The following is a 15775-nucleotide window of genomic DNA, read 5'->3' as shown; positions in this document are numbered from 1 at the left end:
GTCCAGGACGGCTTCAGGCAAGTCCTAACCACTGGCATTGGCAGCGATACGCACCACCTCAACCACCGCTGGCAGGCCCGAGGTTTCCGAAATGCGTTCGGGGGCGGTTAGACAGGGAAACACCCGCAGCGGTCTTCCGTCTGCCGTTTTGCCCCGATTGGCCAGGGCCGTGGTTTGACTGTCGAGGGTGACAATCGGCAGTTGCGTTAACCCCGGATGCTCTTGCAACGTGGCTAAGAAGTCTTGGCGATCGGCCTCGCTTCCGGTGAGATCCAATAGCACCACATCAGGTTTCCAGACTTTGACTAACAACCCCGCCTGGTCAAAATCATCCACTTCGATCACCCGATAATGATAGTGATGGAAGACCCGTTCGAGGGAGAGAGAGGGGTTCACCTCACCTCGATGGGGAGAGACAAGCCATAACAGGGTCAGGGGTCGATTGAAGCGACTGGCTTGGCCCTGGTGGGCTAATAGGCGCGTCAGAACCTGTTGCAGTTGATGGCGATCGACGGGTAACGTCAGCCAGTCCACCACCGTCTCTAATCCCCGTTGGGCGATCGCCTCAGCCCCCTCCTCAGCCTGTCCAAGTAGCACCAAGGGTAGATCTTGGCTGACCGGATCAGCCTTGAGCAAAGTCAAGACATCCCAACCGGATAAAATCGGCAGTCTTGGGTTTAAAAACAGGACACAGGGATGTAATTGTCGCGCCTTGGCCAAGGCTTCCGGTCCCGATCGCGCCAGAAAGACCCGATACCCCGCTTCACCGAGATAATGACATAGGGCCTCGACCCGTTCACTATCGCGATCGACCACTAACGCAAAGCGCACCTGAGCATCCTTGGCCCAAGCGTTGAAGCGGCTGGGAGTTTCCGGGGGCGGTGCGCCTTCTGAATCGCGAGGACTGGGTAACAGTAGGGTAAACTGGCTTCCTCCGGGGTCTTGGGAGGTAAAGCTAATTTCTCCGCCATGGAGTCGGGCCAACCGTTGGGCCAGGACCCGTCCCAGGCCCGTGGGGAGAGAGGGGGGGGCCGTGCGAGAACTGGGGGCTTCGGTGGAGGTCGCGGTTGACTCAGAGGCGTCCTGGGCGAAGGAGGACATCTGAGAGACTTGGGAAGACGAGGCGATGGGATAACCCTGAAAAATCCAGGGTTGGGCCGCCGCTTCAATCCCGGTGCCGGTATCCCAAACTAAAAAGGCCAACCAATGATGCCAACGTTCGACACGCAGGCCAATGGTTCCGCTGTCGGGAGTTGTGCTGACAGCATTCAGAAACAGATGCACTAAAATTTGATTCAAGCGAGTCCGATCCGCCCAAACCTGATCAGCCTCCGGGGCAATGTCTAGGGTCAGTTGCGGTACCCGAGAGCCATCGCGGAGTTTGCGGATTTGCTCGTAGGCGGCCTGGCTACAGGCCTGTACGGATAGCTGTTGTCGATCTAAACTCAGTTCGCCGTTTTCGAGTTGTGCCAAATCACAGAGATCGTTCACAACGGTCATCATTTCCCGACTACTCTGTTGGATGAGGCGAGCGTAGTTGGCTTGACGGGGGTTGAGGCTGCCGAGGTTGGGGTTTTGGAGGAGATTGGATAGGCCTAATAGGGCGGTTAGAGGGGTTTTGAGTTCATGGCTGACCCAGGAGAGGAGTTCGGTTTTTTGGCGATCGATTTGCATCAGATCGGCGTTTTTGGCGGTGAGTTCCTGAGTCTGTACTTCAAGTCGGCGGGTTAAGACCTCTAAGTCTGGACTGTTGGCCTCTTGGGAGTCGTCCGGGAGAGTGGTTGAGGGGGAGTTGCTGAGTTCGGCGTTGAGGCGATCGCCGTCGAGGAGTCCGAAAATCCTCCCGCTTGCATCGACAATCACCACGTCTCGACGGCCACCACTGGCCACCGGTTCAAACAGTTTCAGGCGCCTGATCTTGGCCAGGGAGATGCGAGAACAGAGGCGATCGCCCCAATGGTCAATGGCCAAGGTGTCAATGGGGGTCATGGCCTTGCTAAAACTGAGTAGGGGATGCTGCCAAACCCGGGCATCTTGTAGGTACGGCAAGAGACGATGGGCAACGATGACCCCCAATGGGGTTTGCTTCTCGTCAATCACCAAGATGCGATCGCTCTGTTGAAATTTGTCAATTACCGTCGCGAGGGAATCGAGACGATAACAGATAGGAACCGGTTGAACAAACGGTTGGAGATTGAGACAATCCATGGCAACTCAGGCAGACGAGGCCGCTGCAATCAAGGGGCAGGCCATCAGGCAATCGTAGCGATTACCCGAACCTGACCGTGAATCAAGCTTCTGTGACCCATTATGCCTTGTCCCTGGCCGGCTCTTGAGGCGATCGCCTCAATCCCAGTTCTGGCCAAAGATATGGTGGCAAAACTCGGGATTTTTGCTGCCGCCGGTTGGAAGGAATAGACATTCCGAGTTATGATTGCAACATCCCTCAATAAAATTAAGCAAAATTTAATCTTATTGTCATAAAACTTAACTTAAGCAAGCTTGACAACTTGCCGATTATCATAATAGAACCCGTTTTTTCCTTATCCTGTGCTACCTCAACTGTCGATCTGCACCCTGATCAAACACCAAGATTTACGAGAGACTCTGCAACAGACGCTCGATATCGCCCGTTGTACAGTGCTTCACTGCACCAGTACCGGGGAATTTCTCGAGTATGTTCAGCACCAGAAGCACCACATTGACTGTGCAATTCTCGAATATGACGATGTTCTCGCCGCTCTTAGCCAAGAGTTACAACAGGCCGGTGTACTGTTGCCGGTTGTGATCATGGGCAATATCGCTAACCTAGATCATGTCGAGGGGAGTGATCTCGATAGGAGTGATGGTAATCTTGGCCCCCCTGACTCCAGCCAGGATGAGGGTACAGGTCTGTTGTATCACAAAGCAGAAGTATTACTGCCGCCAGACCAATCCAATGAAGAAATTTTAGAGGCCATTCATGAGGCGATCGAGCGGTTTCTCAATCTCTCGAACGACTCAGATCTGAGTTCTAAAAAAAATCTAGACTCTGACATCGCCAGCCATGCCGAAGAGTTTTTGATGAAGAAACAGCAGCGGCTCACCGAAAAGCTCCGAGAACGGCTGGGATACTTAGGCGTGTACTATAAACGAAGCCCACAGCGATTTTTACGAAATTTACCCGAAGATGAACAGCATGAGGTTTTACAAGAGATTCAAAAACTCTACCGAGAAATTGTCCTGGACTATTTCTCCGATGAGGTGAATATCAACCCAGCTTTAGATGAACTCGTTAATATCGCCTTCTTTGCCGATATCTCCGTCACCCATATTGTAGAAATCCACATGGAGTTAATGGATCAATTTTCCAAACAACTCAAATTAGAGGGAAGGAGTGAAGAAATCCTGCTAGACTATCGATTGACCTTAATCGATGCGATCGCCCACCTGTGCGAAATGTATCGTCGTTCAATTCCCAGGGAATTATGACGCCTCCCAAAAAAACCTACGTCTTAAAACTCTACGTTGCCGGAAACACGGCTAACTCCGTGCGGGCGCTCAAAACCCTGAACGATCTCCTCGAACGAGAGTTTCAGGGAGTGTACGCCCTCAAAGTCATCGACGTCCTCAAAAATCCGCAACTGGCCGAAGAAGATAAAATCCTGGCCACCCCAACCCTGGCCAAAATCTTACCCCCCCCAGTGCGCAAAATCATCGGTGACCTCTCCGACCGCGAGAAAGTCCTCATCGGATTGGACTTACTCTACGAGGAATTGTACGATCGCGAATCTGATAGCCAAACTAGCTAAACAGATCCTCCCCTAGCCTAACCTCTGATACGGGAACCCTAAACTCCTATCCCCGTACGTTCAAGCCGCAACAGTTCACAAGTACCATGGACAGCCAAACTGAACAGGAAAATCCCCGTAACCTGCAAGGGGTTCATAAAATCCGAACCATGATTGAAGGGTTCGATGACATCAGCCACGGAGGACTACCAGCGGGGCGAACCACCCTCGTCAGTGGGACCTCAGGAACCGGAAAAACCCTATTTACCGTTCAATTCCTCTATAACGGCATTACCTACTTCAACGAACCGGGGGTCTTTGTCACCTTCGAGGAATCCCCCGCTGACCTCATCAAAAACGCCCAAAGCTTTGGCTGGGATCTCCAGGGACTCGTCGATGAAGGGAAACTCTTTATCCTCGATGCGTCCCCCGACCCCGAGGGCCAGGATGTCGTCGGCAATTTTGACCTCTCGGCCCTAATTGAGCGGATTCAGTACGGGATTCGTAAATATAAAGCCAAACGAGTCTCCATTGACTCCGTCACCGCCGTTTTCCAACAATACGACGCGGCGCCGGTTGTGCGGCGGGAAATCTTCCGTCTGGTGGCCCGCCTCAAGCAACTCAACGCCACCACCGTCATGACCACCGAACGCCTCGAAGAATATGGGGCCGTGGCCCGCTTTGGCGTTGAGGAATTTGTCTCCGATAACGTCGTCATCGTCCGTAACGTCCTCGAAGGGGAACGCCGCCGCCGGACCATTGAAATCCTCAAACTGCGGGGAACCACCCACATGAAGGGGGAATATCCCTTCACCATGACCAACAATGGTATTAACATCTTCCCCCTCGGGGCCATGCGTCTGACGCAACGCTCCTCCAATGTGCGCGTCTCGTCGGGGGTCAAAACCTTGGACGAGATGTGTGGAGGCGGATTCTTCAAGGATTCGATTATTCTGGCCACCGGCGCCACGGGAACCGGCAAAACCCTACTGGTGAGCAAATTCACCGAAGAAGGCTGTCTCAAAGGCGAACGGGCCATCCTCTTTGCTTACGAAGAGTCGCGGGCGCAATTACTGCGAAATGCCTATTCTTGGGGGATTGACTTCGAGGAGATGGAACGGCGGGGACTGATGAAAATTCTCTGCGCCTATCCCGAGTCAGCGGGACTTGAAGACCATCTCCAGATTATTAAAACCGAGATTGTGGATTTCAAACCCTCTCGAATTGCCATTGACTCCCTCTCGGCTTTGGCGCGAGGGGTGAGTAACAATGCCTTCCGACAATTTGTGATTGGGGTGACGGGTTATGCCAAACAAGAGGAAATTACCGGCTTTTTCACCAACACAACCGACCAATTTATGGGGTCTCATTCAATTACCGATTCCCATATTTCCACGATTACCGACACCATTTTGATGTTGCAATATGTGGAAATTCGCGGTCAAATGTCTCGGGCGTTAAATGTGTTCAAAATGAGAGGATCTTGGCATGATACGGGTATTCGAGAATATACCATTAGTGCTAATGGTCCCGACATTAAAGGATCGTTCCGTGAGTATGAAGGGATTATTAGTGGCTCGCCGTCACGGGTTTCGGTGAATGAGAAATCTGAACTCTCGCGGATTATGCGAGGAGTTCAGGGCAATAAAGAGGATAGTTAGTGGCTAATATGACTATCCTGAAGTTGGGCGAAATCTAGTTTCGCCCCGACAGGAATTGGGGGGCAAGATTGTTGCGGTCAGGTGTTGAAAAGGGTATTCGCGAGAGTGTCTAATAACTCCGATTGTGTCAGAGTTTGCTGTTCTCCACTCTCTAGCCATTTCAGGTTAATGGTTCCGGCGGCGGCTTCGGCATCTCCTAAGACGAGACAAACTTGGGCGCCACTGCGGGCGGCCCGCTTGAACTGTTTGCCAAAGGCACTTCCGCTTAAGTCGAGTTCCACGGCGAGGTTGGCCTGACGCAACTGTTGACTCAGGCGCAGGGCTTGGGCTTCGGCTTGTTCGCCCCGTGAGACCACGTAACAGTCGGGGGGATGGGTGGGGGTCTCTTGAAGCTGTTGTAGAAGCAGAATGAGCCGTTCTAAGCCAATGGCCCAACCGACGGCGGGGGTGGGTTTGCCGCCGAGTTGTTCGACGAGGCCGTCGTAGCGTCCGCCACCGCAGACGGTGGCCTGGGCGCCGAGATCGTCGGATTGGATTTCAAAGGCGGTGTGGGTGTAGTAGTCTAAGCCTCTCACCAGTCGCGGATTGAGGTCATAGGGGATGCTCAGTTGCTCTAGGAGGGCGCAAACTCGGTCAAAATGACGTTTTGAGTCATCGCTGAGATAGTCGAGGATACTGGGGGCATTTTCGGCGATCGCCTGGGTGCGTTCGTCTTTGCTGTCGAGGATGCGTAGGGGGTTGCGGGTGAGACGATCGCGTGAATCGGCGTCAATGTCATCTTGGTAGGGGCTAAAGTAGTCGATGAGGGCTTGACGGTAGCGATCGCGATCATCTCCCTGGCCGACGGAGTTGATGGCTAAGTGTAGGTTTTTCAGGCCCAAGGCTTTGAGGATATCGCTGGCCAGGGCGATCACTTCAGCATCGGCCCGAGGTGCGTCGGTTCCGAGGAGTTCTAAGCCAATTTGGTGAAACTGGCGTTGTCGGCCGGCTTGGGGGCGTTCGTAGCGAAACATGGGGCCGGTGTACCAGAGGCGTTGCACACCACCAGCGGCGAAGAGGTTATGTTCGATGTAGGCGCGAACGACTCCGGCGGTTCCTTCTGGGCGTAGCGTGATGGAACGATCGCCGCGATCGCAGAAGCTATACATTTCCTTACCAACCACGTCAGTCGCTTCACCAATCCCCCGTTGGAAGAGTTCCGTTTGTTCAAAAATGGGGGTGCGAATTTCCTGGTAACTGGCCCGAGTCAAAATCTCGCGGGCGGTAGTTTCTACGAGTTGCCAATAGGCGATTTCAGCGGGCAAAATGTCCCGCGTTCCCCGCAGGGCTTGCAGCGTCATCATAGGTTGAGAAAAATCGTGAGGGTCAAAACTGGGGGGATGCCGTTAGGGTTGCGCGTCTAGGGGCTGCCAGGGCTGTTGAGCGCGATCGCCGTAATACTGAAGGATGGCATCGAGGCGATCGCGATGGTGGCGATCGCAATCCTCGGGAATCTCCAGCCAAAGGCCGCCCACCTGACTGAGTTTGGGGTCAAAATGAGGGGCGGTTTGGGGGAGTAATCCGGCCGCTACGCCATCCACCTGACGTAAATGGGCCACCACTTCCCGATAGACGGCCAGGGGAAGGGTGGGAATGGTCCAACATTGTCGCATCGGTCGCATCGTCAGATTCAAGTCCGAGTTCGGTAGGAGAGACTTACATCGTCGTTAGTCTGTCAACAGTTCTGGGGCTGAGGGGTTCGGGCTACGGTAGGGAAGGGTACAACAGTTGACATCATCGAGACAGACTTTCCCCCAGCGCAACGCCCATCTTACCAGAGCGACCCGGTTTTCAGTTTTGGTCTTACTGAGAATGTTACTGATATGGTTGTCGATGGTGCGTTTGCTGAGTTCTAAGCTATCAGCGACTTCTTGATTGGTTAAGCCGGTGGCGACGAGTTCGATGACCTCTAATTCGCGATCGGACAGAAGCGCTTGTCCGTTCGGTGCGGGGGCTGACATAACTTCTGCTTATTTTTTCTAAAGGGACTGATTTAAGTTTAGGGGAAAGCGAGACAAGATGACGTGACGTTTTGAGCTGGACCGAAGCACGAGGTCCGGTTCTATGGAGAGTCACAGGGGCGATCGCACCCCAAGGACAACCGCCTCGAAATCTCTACAATGGAGGAAGTGATTTAGGGAAATACAACCCCTCGCCATGGAAACCCTCGCCCTTGATGCTGTCCTACTCCTCCATGACGAACTCCTGCAAACCCCACACCGGACTCTCCCGCCACGACCCAATTTGCTCCCGCCTCTAGCCCTAGACAGCCAGTTTAGCCAACTCATTTAACATTGATTCCATGAATACCATCATCCTCACCACCCACATCGGCCCCAACGGACGATTGTACATTGACCTTCCCACCGATTTACAAAACCCTGACGTTGAAATCGCCCTCACCTTTCAACCCCTTCCCCCTCATAACACTTGGTTCGACAACTTTTTCACAGAAATCATCGGTGGCTGGGCCGGAGAACCCCTACAACAGCCTAACCCCCTCCCTGACGAGAAATGCTCTCGCCCATAACCCCATCCTGTCCATTTCATGAAATTCATGAAACTACCCAACGGCGATCGCGCCCAACTTGGTAATAAAATTGATGATTATTGCCTCAATTCTAACCACAGTAAAGGTCAACATAAAGCAAGATTATTTGCCAGTCGTTTAGGCATTACCCGTAACAATTCAGAAATTTTGAAAAAGGCCATTTATCACGCTGCAATTTTCGAAAATGCCATCCTACGCAAAACGAACGAATATGGTCAACACTACAACATCAAATTTCGACTGACAACTGATTTCGGCTCCTCCCTAATTCTGGCCGCTTGGATTATCCGTAGTGATGAAAACTTTCCCCGCTTGACCAACTGCTACCCTGTTGATAATGAATAAAACGACCCCGCAAAAACCCCAAGACCTCGATCTCGTTGCCCTCCTCGAAGATCGCGATACCAGCCACTTTGAAACCGGACAACCCATCCGCCTACTTAAAGGTCAAGTTGGAACCGTCGTCATGGAATATGGCGACGAAGCCCTCGAAGTCGAATTTACCAACAACGACGGTACAACCTTCGCCATGGAAACCCTCGCCCTTGATGCTGTCCTACTCCTCCATGACGAACTCCTGCAAACCGCATGAACCGAACCGCCGGACTCTCCCGCCTCCAGCCTAGAACCCCGAATTGCCATCCCTAACCCATGCCAGAATCGCCTCAGAACAACCCAGACCCATACCCCTATTGAGGGCCACAGGGACGATCGCGCCGTTGGGGACGACCCAACCACACTCGTCCATCAGCCGTTTGCTGCACCCCTTGCGCCTCCTGAATCGGTTGGCCCAACTGCCAAGACTCCTCCACCTGACCGCCAGACTCCTCAACCCGAGAGGACGGCTCAGCAGGCGCAGACTCCGCCCCCACAACACCCAGGAGAGAATAGCGCCCCGCCGCCGCATCAAACGGAGTTTCCGGTAAACCTCCCGTTCCCGTCACCGTAAACCGTCCAGCGGCCGTAGTTCGGGTCAAACAGCTATCAGCCACCAACCGGTCCACCGGGATAAACTCGCTGGCTAACTCCACCAGAGACGAATCCAATTGCGTGTCCGGACTGGCGATTTCCACCAAACCGCTGAACTCTGCCCCCCGTTCCGAACTGGCAGTAATATCACTCTCATCGGTGAGGCGATCGCGGACCTCAGTCCCAAACACCCCTTGGGCCGTAATCTCCACCTGGCCCCCCGCCCCCTGCTGAGCATTGGCCGTAATATCGCTATTACCCAAGGCCACCAGCGTCGCCGTATCAATCTGGATATTCCCCCCCGTGGCCGCACCCAGTGCATTCGTAGACACCGAACTCTCATTCAACAACCGCACATCCTCGGCCAGCAAACGAATATTCCCCCCCACATCCGACGCCGTTTCCGCCACCAAACGCCCTTGATTGTCCAACTCCAATCGAGCCGCCTCCAACGTCAAATTTCCCCCTCGCTCCCCCTCGCCGACGCTGCTAACCACCAGCTGCGCCCCATTCTCGACTCGCAAAAACGGCGTCACCACCGTCACATCCCCCGCCGCTCCCAACACATCGGCCTCCGAGGAAGGAATCGGCGACGGGAGCCGTTCTAAAGTCGAATTTGAGCGTAAGCCACTGCGTAAAATCACCACGTCCCCCTCAGCATTCGTCGTCGTCACGCCCCCCGAAATCAGAGCCGACTCCGAGGCCCGAACCGTCAAACGTCCCGCAGAACCACTATCGGAGGTCGAGGTCAGCACCTCCGCCCCATCCCGCAAGATAAACCGGCCCGTTGTAATCTCAATATCTCCCGCCGCGCCACGGCTTTCACTGCGACTGGCGATATTGGTGGGATTATTCCCCTCCGCACTGACACCACTGACTTCAACGCGATCGCTGGCCCGAATCACAATCGTACCCGCTTGAGCCGTCCCAAACGTCACCGTCCCAATAGACCCACCATCCCGGACAATCACATCACCCGCTTGAAGATTAATCGTCCCCGCCCGGCTTGTAGCTTCCTGAAACGCATTCGAGCCAATTCCTGAATTAAACAAACCATTGGGGGTTGTCCCAACAATCTCGATGGTATCGCGAGCCTGAAGATTAGCCGTTCCCCCCTCCCCATCCCGAAACGTCGAGACAAAAATCCCCCCACCATCACTAATAAAAATATTGCCCGCTCGTAGATTGACCCCCCCAGCATTCCCATTTCCCAAGGTTTCGGCAATCATCTGAGAACCATCTAAAGACAAAGACTCAGTAATCTCAGCATTAATGATCCCGCCCTGGCCCTCGGCCACGGTGGTGGTGGAGATAAACGAGCCATTGGTCAATCGTAGAGAATTGGCCCGTAAGTTAATATCCCCCGCCTGGCCCTGGGCAAAGGCCATCGCATATAAACCAATCCCCACCTGTTGCGGGGTTTCAATAGCTTCTAGGGCAAACAGGCGCTCCAAAATCGACTGCAAATCTCCCGCCCCATCCACGGTAATCTCATTAGCCACCACATTCAGATCTCCCGATCGCCCCGGACCAAAACTCGATGTGGAAATAAGGGAATTATCAATCACCACCAAATCCCCCAGAGTCAGATCAATCCCCTGACCCGGCCCTCCTCCGTCGGTATCCGCCAGGATCTGGGAGTCATTCTCCACCCGTAGGCGATCGCCGAACACCCAAATTCCCCCACCCTGGGGGCCACTGGTATCGAGCAACGCCCCATCTGTCAGCAGAATCCGCCCCTGAACCTGGCCCGACTGCAACCCCTCGCCCAAATTCAAAGACAACCGCCCCTGGGCCAGCGTCGCCAACGTCACCTGACCATCTACCACCGTCACTCGTCCCCCCGGCATCTCCACCTGACCGCCGCTGAGGGCTAACCTCGCCCCCGGATTGAGGCTCAAGCCAATCGTCTCCCCCTGCTCATTCTGGTGTCGCGATCGGTTGACCACCGCTGCGGGATTTGAGCCGAACCCCAACCCCACCGGAACGTTCACGGAGAGGATGCTAGACGAGGGCGCAGCGGCATGAAACTGACTGCCATCGTCAAATTCAATAAATTCTCCGGTACTGGCGTAAAATGAGCCGCCTAAGCTCAATTGAGCATTGTCGCCAAAGAGAATGCCATTGGGATTGAGCAGAAACAGATCGGCGCTTCCCTGAGCCGAGAGGCGGCCATCGAGGCGGGAGGGGAACTCCCCAGTGACGCGGCTAAAGATCCGTCGAATCTCGGGGCTATTCTCAAACATCGCCTCATGTCCGGCGGGAATTGAGAACTGCTCAAAACTATGGAATAAATTTCCTTCAGCCTGAGTTCCTCCCTGAAGGCGCAGTTGATTCCCCTGACGAATCACTTGGGAAGGGTTCGGAAGGGTCTGATCTGGGGTGATTTGGGCCAGGCTGGGTCTAGGAACGGCTGTCAGCAGTAGCGCGAGGGAGAGCGAGGCCACCGGAAATCGGGAGCCAGACAAAGGGAAACCAGAAAACAGAGTCATCGCAAAAATGGGGGAGCAAGTGAGCGCTCCCCCATCTTAATCCTTGCCCTAGCCCTTGTCGGCGAAGCGTCTCTTAGCCTTGGCTAGTGGTTCCGACCGCGACGGGTTGCTCCTGTTCATCTGAGGGTTGCTGGGGTCGGTTCAGATAGGCTTGCAGTTGTTCTTCAATATCCCGGCGCACGATTTCTCGATACTCGACGAAATGTTCGAGAAGCGCGCAGGAGACGAGATAATTCACCAACAAGCGAGGTTTGTGGCGATAGATATTAAACAAGTGATGCCAAAAGGCCCAACGAGTCGAACGCACTACCCCTTGTCGCCATAAAATGGTCATCGCGGCTTTGACAATCTTGGGCGTGGTTTTGCCCCGATTGGAGGCCACATGACGCGGTTCCGACATGGACATGAAATGGCGATAGACCCGATTGAGATATTGTAGGGGGTCATAGAGTTTATAGAAGGCGGTGACATACTCGCGGGCGATGTCTTCGATAGGCCGGGTGGGGATGAAGTTCATGAGGTTGTTTTGATTCCCCGAGCCTCCTAAGTCTTCGACGAGTCGGCCTTCTTTTTTCAGCCGTGTCATTAAGGCGGTGTTGGGGAGAACCTGCAACATACTGACCATCGCGGTAGGAATGGCGGTCTGTTCGACAAATTCGACGATGCGATCGCCGGCCCCGGCTTTCTCGCCATCAAAGCCGATAATAAACCCAGCCATCACCCGCATTCCTTTCTCATTGATGCGTTGCACCGCACCGAGGAGCGGATCACGGGTATTTTGAAATTTCTTGGTCAGCGACAGACTATCAGCATCGGGGGTTTCAATCCCCAGGAAGACGCTGCTGAAGTTGCAATCCATCATCAACTCCATCAACTCGTCATCGTTGGCTAAGTCAACGGAGGCCTCGGTACTGAAGTGGAAGGGGAAGCCTTTGGCCTGTATCCAGGGTTGGAGTTCCCGCAACAGCCGTTTGACGTTGCGTTTGTTGCCGATGAAGTTGTCATCGACCATGAAGACGGGACCGCGCCAGCCGAGATTGTAGAGGGTTTCGAGTTCCTCAATCAGTTGTTGTGGCTCTTTGGTGCGGGGTTTGCGTCCATAGAGGACGATAATGTCACAAAACTCGCACTGGTAGGGACAGCCGCGCGAGAACTGCACTGACATATTGTCGTAGGCATCGAGTTCGAGCAAGTCGTAGCGGGGAACCGGGGTTTCGGTGACATCGGGTTTGATCTCAGACCGAAACGTTCCGCTCGTCTCGCCTCGTTCGACGGCTTCGACAAACATGGGGAGGGTCAGTTCTCCTTCATCGAGAACGAGGAAATCTGCCCCAGCGGCTTCGAGTTCGTGGGGAAGGGAGGTGGGGTAAGGACCCCCCACGGCGACGAGTTTCTGGCGGCGTTTGGCTTCGGCAACGTAGGCGTGCATATCGTCTTTCTGCACAATCATGCCCGAGAGAATCACCAAATCGGCCCAATCCCATTCGGCTTCGCTAATCTCTCGGATGTTGCAATCGACCAGCTTCAGTTGCCAGCGATCGGGTAAAATTCCAGCAACGGTGATTAACCCCAAAGGCGGTAAAACGGCTTTGCGCCCCACCAGTTCCATTGCCTTATCGAATGACCAAAAACTTTGTGGAAAGCGAGGGTATACTAATAAAACCTGCATAAAAACGGAGTTCCTCAAGGGTTTCTGTCAGGCTAACATAAATGACTAATTCTCAACAATTCCCAGGTGACAGTTGATAGTTGATAGTGGACAGTTTTAGACGTAAAAATAAACAACAAGTGCGTCTAAGCCTCTCTGGGAGACCGTTTGGGCTTGTCTTCTTCTTTAAGGATAAGGGAAGATAACCCGGTTTTCGCAACTCGGAGCCAGGAAATTAGTTTGGTATTATAAACGATAAATTTATAAATTTAGCAAAAATATAATTTTCTTAATCTTTGGGGTCTGGCTCAGGAGTGGGGGGGACTTTGGTCTGAGAATGCGTTGGCGAATGTGTTTGAGAATGTGTTTGAGAATGCGTTTGAGAATGCGTTTGAGAATGTATTTGAGATTGGGGGCCAAGTCCTCGTTCTTTGAGGGCATCGGATAGGGTTTGGCAATGAACGGGACAATCAAAGGCTTTACCGGTCATGGCCTGAGTATAGGTGAAATCTCGATATTCGAGACAAAATCGGTCCCAAGCGGCCATCTGCAAGACTCCCAAACGGCTGAGGAGTTCTACGAGCAAGTCTGTGAGCCAGGCGTTGAGGGGAATGCGAACGTAAACCCGTTTCCCGAAATAACGACAGAGTTCACTGATGGCGCGATCGAGGGTATAGGGTTCGGTTCCCAGGATATAGTGACGACGTTCTCCGGGAGGATGTCCGATGAGGTAGTGAACCACTTCGGCGATATCCTGGGCGTGAATAAAGTGAAAACTTCCGTGGATACTGATAAAGCGAGCCAGGTTGAGCCATTTGATGGCTTCAGGTAACCCGGCGGATACATGGGAATAGGGTTTGTTCTCGTCGCCACCGAGGACAATGGTGGGAAAGAGAACCGTGAGGCGATCGCTCATGGGGAGCCGGTGCAGTTGATTGAGACAATCATACTTGGAGCGGATATAGTCAGTTCCCATGTGAGCGGCGGCCCGCAGAATCTCCCCGTCGCGATCGAGTAGGCTGGCGGTGGAGAAGTAAATCACCTGTTCACACACCTCGGGGTTAAGCAGGTGCATGAGCATACAGGTTTTGGTGACATTAATGTCAAAGGTTTCCCGAGAGCCTCCCCAGGCGGCGGCGGCCAGAATCGCACAGTCGATGGTCTCTAGGATATCTTTGAAGCGATGAATCTCCCGTAAGTCCCCCTCAAGCACATGAATCCCCGATCGCCGCTCAAGGTCTAAGTTTAGCTTCTGGCGATCGCGTACGAACAAAAACAACTCGCAATCACATTGAGCAATCAGAGTGTCAGCAATATAGTGACCAATACAGCCACTGGCTCCGGTGAGGAGGACTCGTTTCATCAGACAAGAAAATAGATTGAGAAACGACACGAAGATCTAGCACTATCTCGCCGAGGGAACGGCGAGATAGGCTCCTAAGCCTTGGCTAAGAGCTGATCTGCTTGTTTAGCGGTTTCAAAGAAGAACGCCACATTGTCCTCGGGGGTGTTGGGTAGGACACCGTGACCGAGGTTCAGGATATGTCCTCGATGACCGGCTTTACGGATTGTATCGAGAATGCGATCGCGAATAAAGTCTTTCGAGCCATATAAGACTCCGGGATCGAGGTTCCCCTGGACATGAATCCCGCTCCCCAACCGTTGACGAGCCTCAGCCATATCCACAGTCCAATCGACACTGACAATGTTCGCGCCAGATTGTCCCATACGTTCCAACAAGCCACCACTACCGGTAACCAGCAGAATTAGGGGGGTTTCGGGGTGAGTTTGCTTGACCTGTTCAAAGACCCGTTTCTGATAGGGCAGAGCAAAGGTATCGTAATCTTGGGGACTCAGTTGTCCGGCCCAGGAGTCGAACATCTGCACCACCTGAGCGCCGCAATCGATTTGATAGCGCACATAGGTGGCGATCGCATCGGAGAGCTTCTCAAGCAGGCGATGTAACATCGTCGGTTCCGAGAAGGCCATATTCTTAATCACCGAATAGGTCTTCGAGCCTTTTCCTTCCACCGCATAGGCGGCCAGAGTCCAAGGAGCGCCCACAAATCCCAACACAGCGGCTTCGTTTTTCACTTCCTGCCGCAAACTGGTCAAAATGGGTTTAATGAAGGGCAACGACTCATCAGGATTGAGGGGATGCAGGTTATTCACCTGTTCCATCGAGCGAATCGGCGGATCAATAATCGGCCCTTTCCCTTCCGCGATATCCATCTCGATGCCAATTCCCGGCAGAGGCGTGACAATATCCGAAAAGAGAATCACCCCATCGGGTTTGAAGGCCCGCCAGGGTTGCAGGGACACCTCGATCGCCACCTCAGGGATTTCAGAACGCTCCCGAAAACTGGGATATTTTTCACGCAGATCGCGATAGGCTTTCATATAACGTCCCGCTTGTCGCATCATCCAAACTGGGGGACGATCTAAGGCTTCACCTCGCGCCGCTCTCAAGAGGTAGGGAATCTCCGCTGAACCCGTCATTATTAACGCTTCCTTTGAAAAAAACAGTTTTAAATTGCCATCGCTTAGCTTACCACAGAAGGCAAGAGGCAAAAGAAGGGAACAGGGAACACCGGAACTGGGAACAGGGGGAGAAGAGAATAGGGAATAGGGAACAGGCAAGCTAG

The 15775-nt window shown here is 53.4% G+C and carries 15 protein-coding genes; 7 read left to right on the top strand and 8 right to left on the bottom strand.

The window, feature by feature from the left end; translation table 11 throughout:
- Window positions 1–24: 24 nt before the first annotated feature.
- Window positions 25–2208, bottom strand: coding sequence for a histidine kinase dimerization/phospho-acceptor domain-containing protein (locus tag R6U67_RS10250; RefSeq protein ID WP_410252451.1), 2184 nt, complete (start codon window positions 2206–2208; stop codon window positions 25–27).
- A 342-nt stretch (window positions 2209–2550) separates the two neighbouring features.
- Between R6U67_RS10250 and R6U67_RS10245 the strand changes: the two genes are divergently transcribed.
- The 3 genes from R6U67_RS10245 to kaiC all read left to right on the top strand — a co-directional run bounded on the left by R6U67_RS10245 (window position 2551) and on the right by kaiC (window position 5431).
- Window positions 2551–3471 carry a circadian clock protein KaiA gene (locus R6U67_RS10245; protein ID WP_410252450.1) on the top strand — a complete coding sequence of 307 codons (921 nt, stop codon included), beginning with the start codon at window positions 2551–2553 and terminating at the stop codon, window positions 3469–3471.
- Complete coding sequence (gene kaiB, locus R6U67_RS10240; protein ID WP_410252449.1) at window positions 3468–3791, top strand: circadian clock protein KaiB; 324 nt, start codon at window positions 3468–3470, stop codon at window positions 3789–3791. Before R6U67_RS10245 ends, kaiB begins: the two co-directional genes overlap by 4 nt.
- Before the next feature lie 86 nt (window positions 3792–3877).
- Window positions 3878–5431, top strand: coding sequence for a circadian clock protein KaiC (gene kaiC / locus R6U67_RS10235; protein WP_410252448.1), 1554 nt, complete (start codon window positions 3878–3880; stop codon window positions 5429–5431).
- A gap of 77 nt (window positions 5432–5508) precedes the next feature.
- Here the strand turns inward: kaiC and hisS are convergent, their stop codons facing one another.
- From hisS to R6U67_RS10220, 3 genes are read right to left on the bottom strand one after another with little or no spacing between them, the layout of a single operon-like run.
- Window positions 5509–6774, bottom strand: a complete 1266-nt coding sequence (gene hisS / locus R6U67_RS10230; RefSeq protein WP_410252447.1) for a histidine--tRNA ligase — start codon at window positions 6772–6774, stop codon at window positions 5509–5511.
- A gap of 42 nt (window positions 6775–6816) precedes the next feature.
- The gene (locus R6U67_RS10225; protein WP_410252446.1) at window positions 6817–7092 is read right to left on the bottom strand and encodes a hypothetical protein; all 276 of its coding nucleotides are present in this window, start codon (window positions 7090–7092) and stop codon (window positions 6817–6819) included.
- 45 nt (window positions 7093–7137) lie between these two features.
- The gene (locus R6U67_RS10220) at window positions 7138–7431 is read right to left on the bottom strand and encodes a helix-turn-helix domain-containing protein (RefSeq protein WP_410252445.1); all 294 of its coding nucleotides are present in this window, start codon (window positions 7429–7431) and stop codon (window positions 7138–7140) included.
- A 196-nt stretch (window positions 7432–7627) separates the two neighbouring features.
- Here R6U67_RS10220 and R6U67_RS10215 point away from each other — a divergent pair, with 196 nt between their 5' ends.
- The 4 genes from R6U67_RS10215 to R6U67_RS10200 are packed head-to-tail and all read left to right on the top strand — an operon-like array spanning window position 7628 to window position 8613.
- Complete coding sequence (locus tag R6U67_RS10215; RefSeq protein ID WP_410252444.1) at window positions 7628–7762, top strand: hypothetical protein; 135 nt, start codon at window positions 7628–7630, stop codon at window positions 7760–7762.
- 10 nt (window positions 7763–7772) lie between these two features.
- The gene (locus tag R6U67_RS10210; RefSeq protein ID WP_410252443.1) at window positions 7773–8000 is read left to right on the top strand and encodes a hypothetical protein; all 228 of its coding nucleotides are present in this window, start codon (window positions 7773–7775) and stop codon (window positions 7998–8000) included.
- 27 nt (window positions 8001–8027) lie between these two features.
- Window positions 8028–8366 (top strand): DUF6883 domain-containing protein, encoded by a 339-nt coding sequence (locus R6U67_RS10205; RefSeq protein WP_410252442.1) that lies wholly within the window; start codon window positions 8028–8030, stop codon window positions 8364–8366.
- Window positions 8359–8613: a DUF4926 domain-containing protein gene (locus tag R6U67_RS10200; RefSeq protein ID WP_410252441.1), complete on the top strand. Its 255-nt coding sequence runs from the start codon at window positions 8359–8361 to the stop codon at window positions 8611–8613. The genes R6U67_RS10205 and R6U67_RS10200 overlap by 8 nt, the downstream gene beginning before the upstream one ends.
- 97 nt (window positions 8614–8710) lie before the next feature.
- On the opposite strand, the gene R6U67_RS10195 is transcribed toward R6U67_RS10200, so the two are convergent.
- The 4 genes from R6U67_RS10195 to hemE form a co-directional block, all read right to left on the bottom strand.
- The gene (locus R6U67_RS10195; protein WP_410252440.1) at window positions 8711–11458 is read right to left on the bottom strand and encodes a filamentous hemagglutinin N-terminal domain-containing protein; all 2748 of its coding nucleotides are present in this window, start codon (window positions 11456–11458) and stop codon (window positions 8711–8713) included.
- A gap of 97 nt (window positions 11459–11555) precedes the next feature.
- The gene (locus tag R6U67_RS10190) at window positions 11556–13151 is read right to left on the bottom strand and encodes a B12-binding domain-containing radical SAM protein (RefSeq protein WP_410252439.1); all 1596 of its coding nucleotides are present in this window, start codon (window positions 13149–13151) and stop codon (window positions 11556–11558) included.
- 268 nt (window positions 13152–13419) lie between these two features.
- Complete coding sequence (locus tag R6U67_RS10185; protein ID WP_410252438.1) at window positions 13420–14493, bottom strand: NAD-dependent epimerase/dehydratase family protein; 1074 nt, start codon at window positions 14491–14493, stop codon at window positions 13420–13422.
- Between the two features lie 74 nt (window positions 14494–14567).
- Window positions 14568–15629 (bottom strand): uroporphyrinogen decarboxylase, encoded by a 1062-nt coding sequence (gene hemE, locus R6U67_RS10180; RefSeq protein ID WP_410252437.1) that lies wholly within the window; start codon window positions 15627–15629, stop codon window positions 14568–14570.
- Window positions 15630–15775 lie beyond the last annotated feature (146 nt).

Source organism: Sodalinema sp. (assembly GCF_046483825.1).
In the GTDB taxonomy this organism is placed as follows: domain Bacteria; phylum Cyanobacteriota; class Cyanobacteriia; order Cyanobacteriales; family Geitlerinemataceae; genus Sodalinema.
The sequence above is the reverse complement of the archived record's forward strand: the minus strand, read 5'-3'. Positions and strand labels throughout refer to the sequence as shown.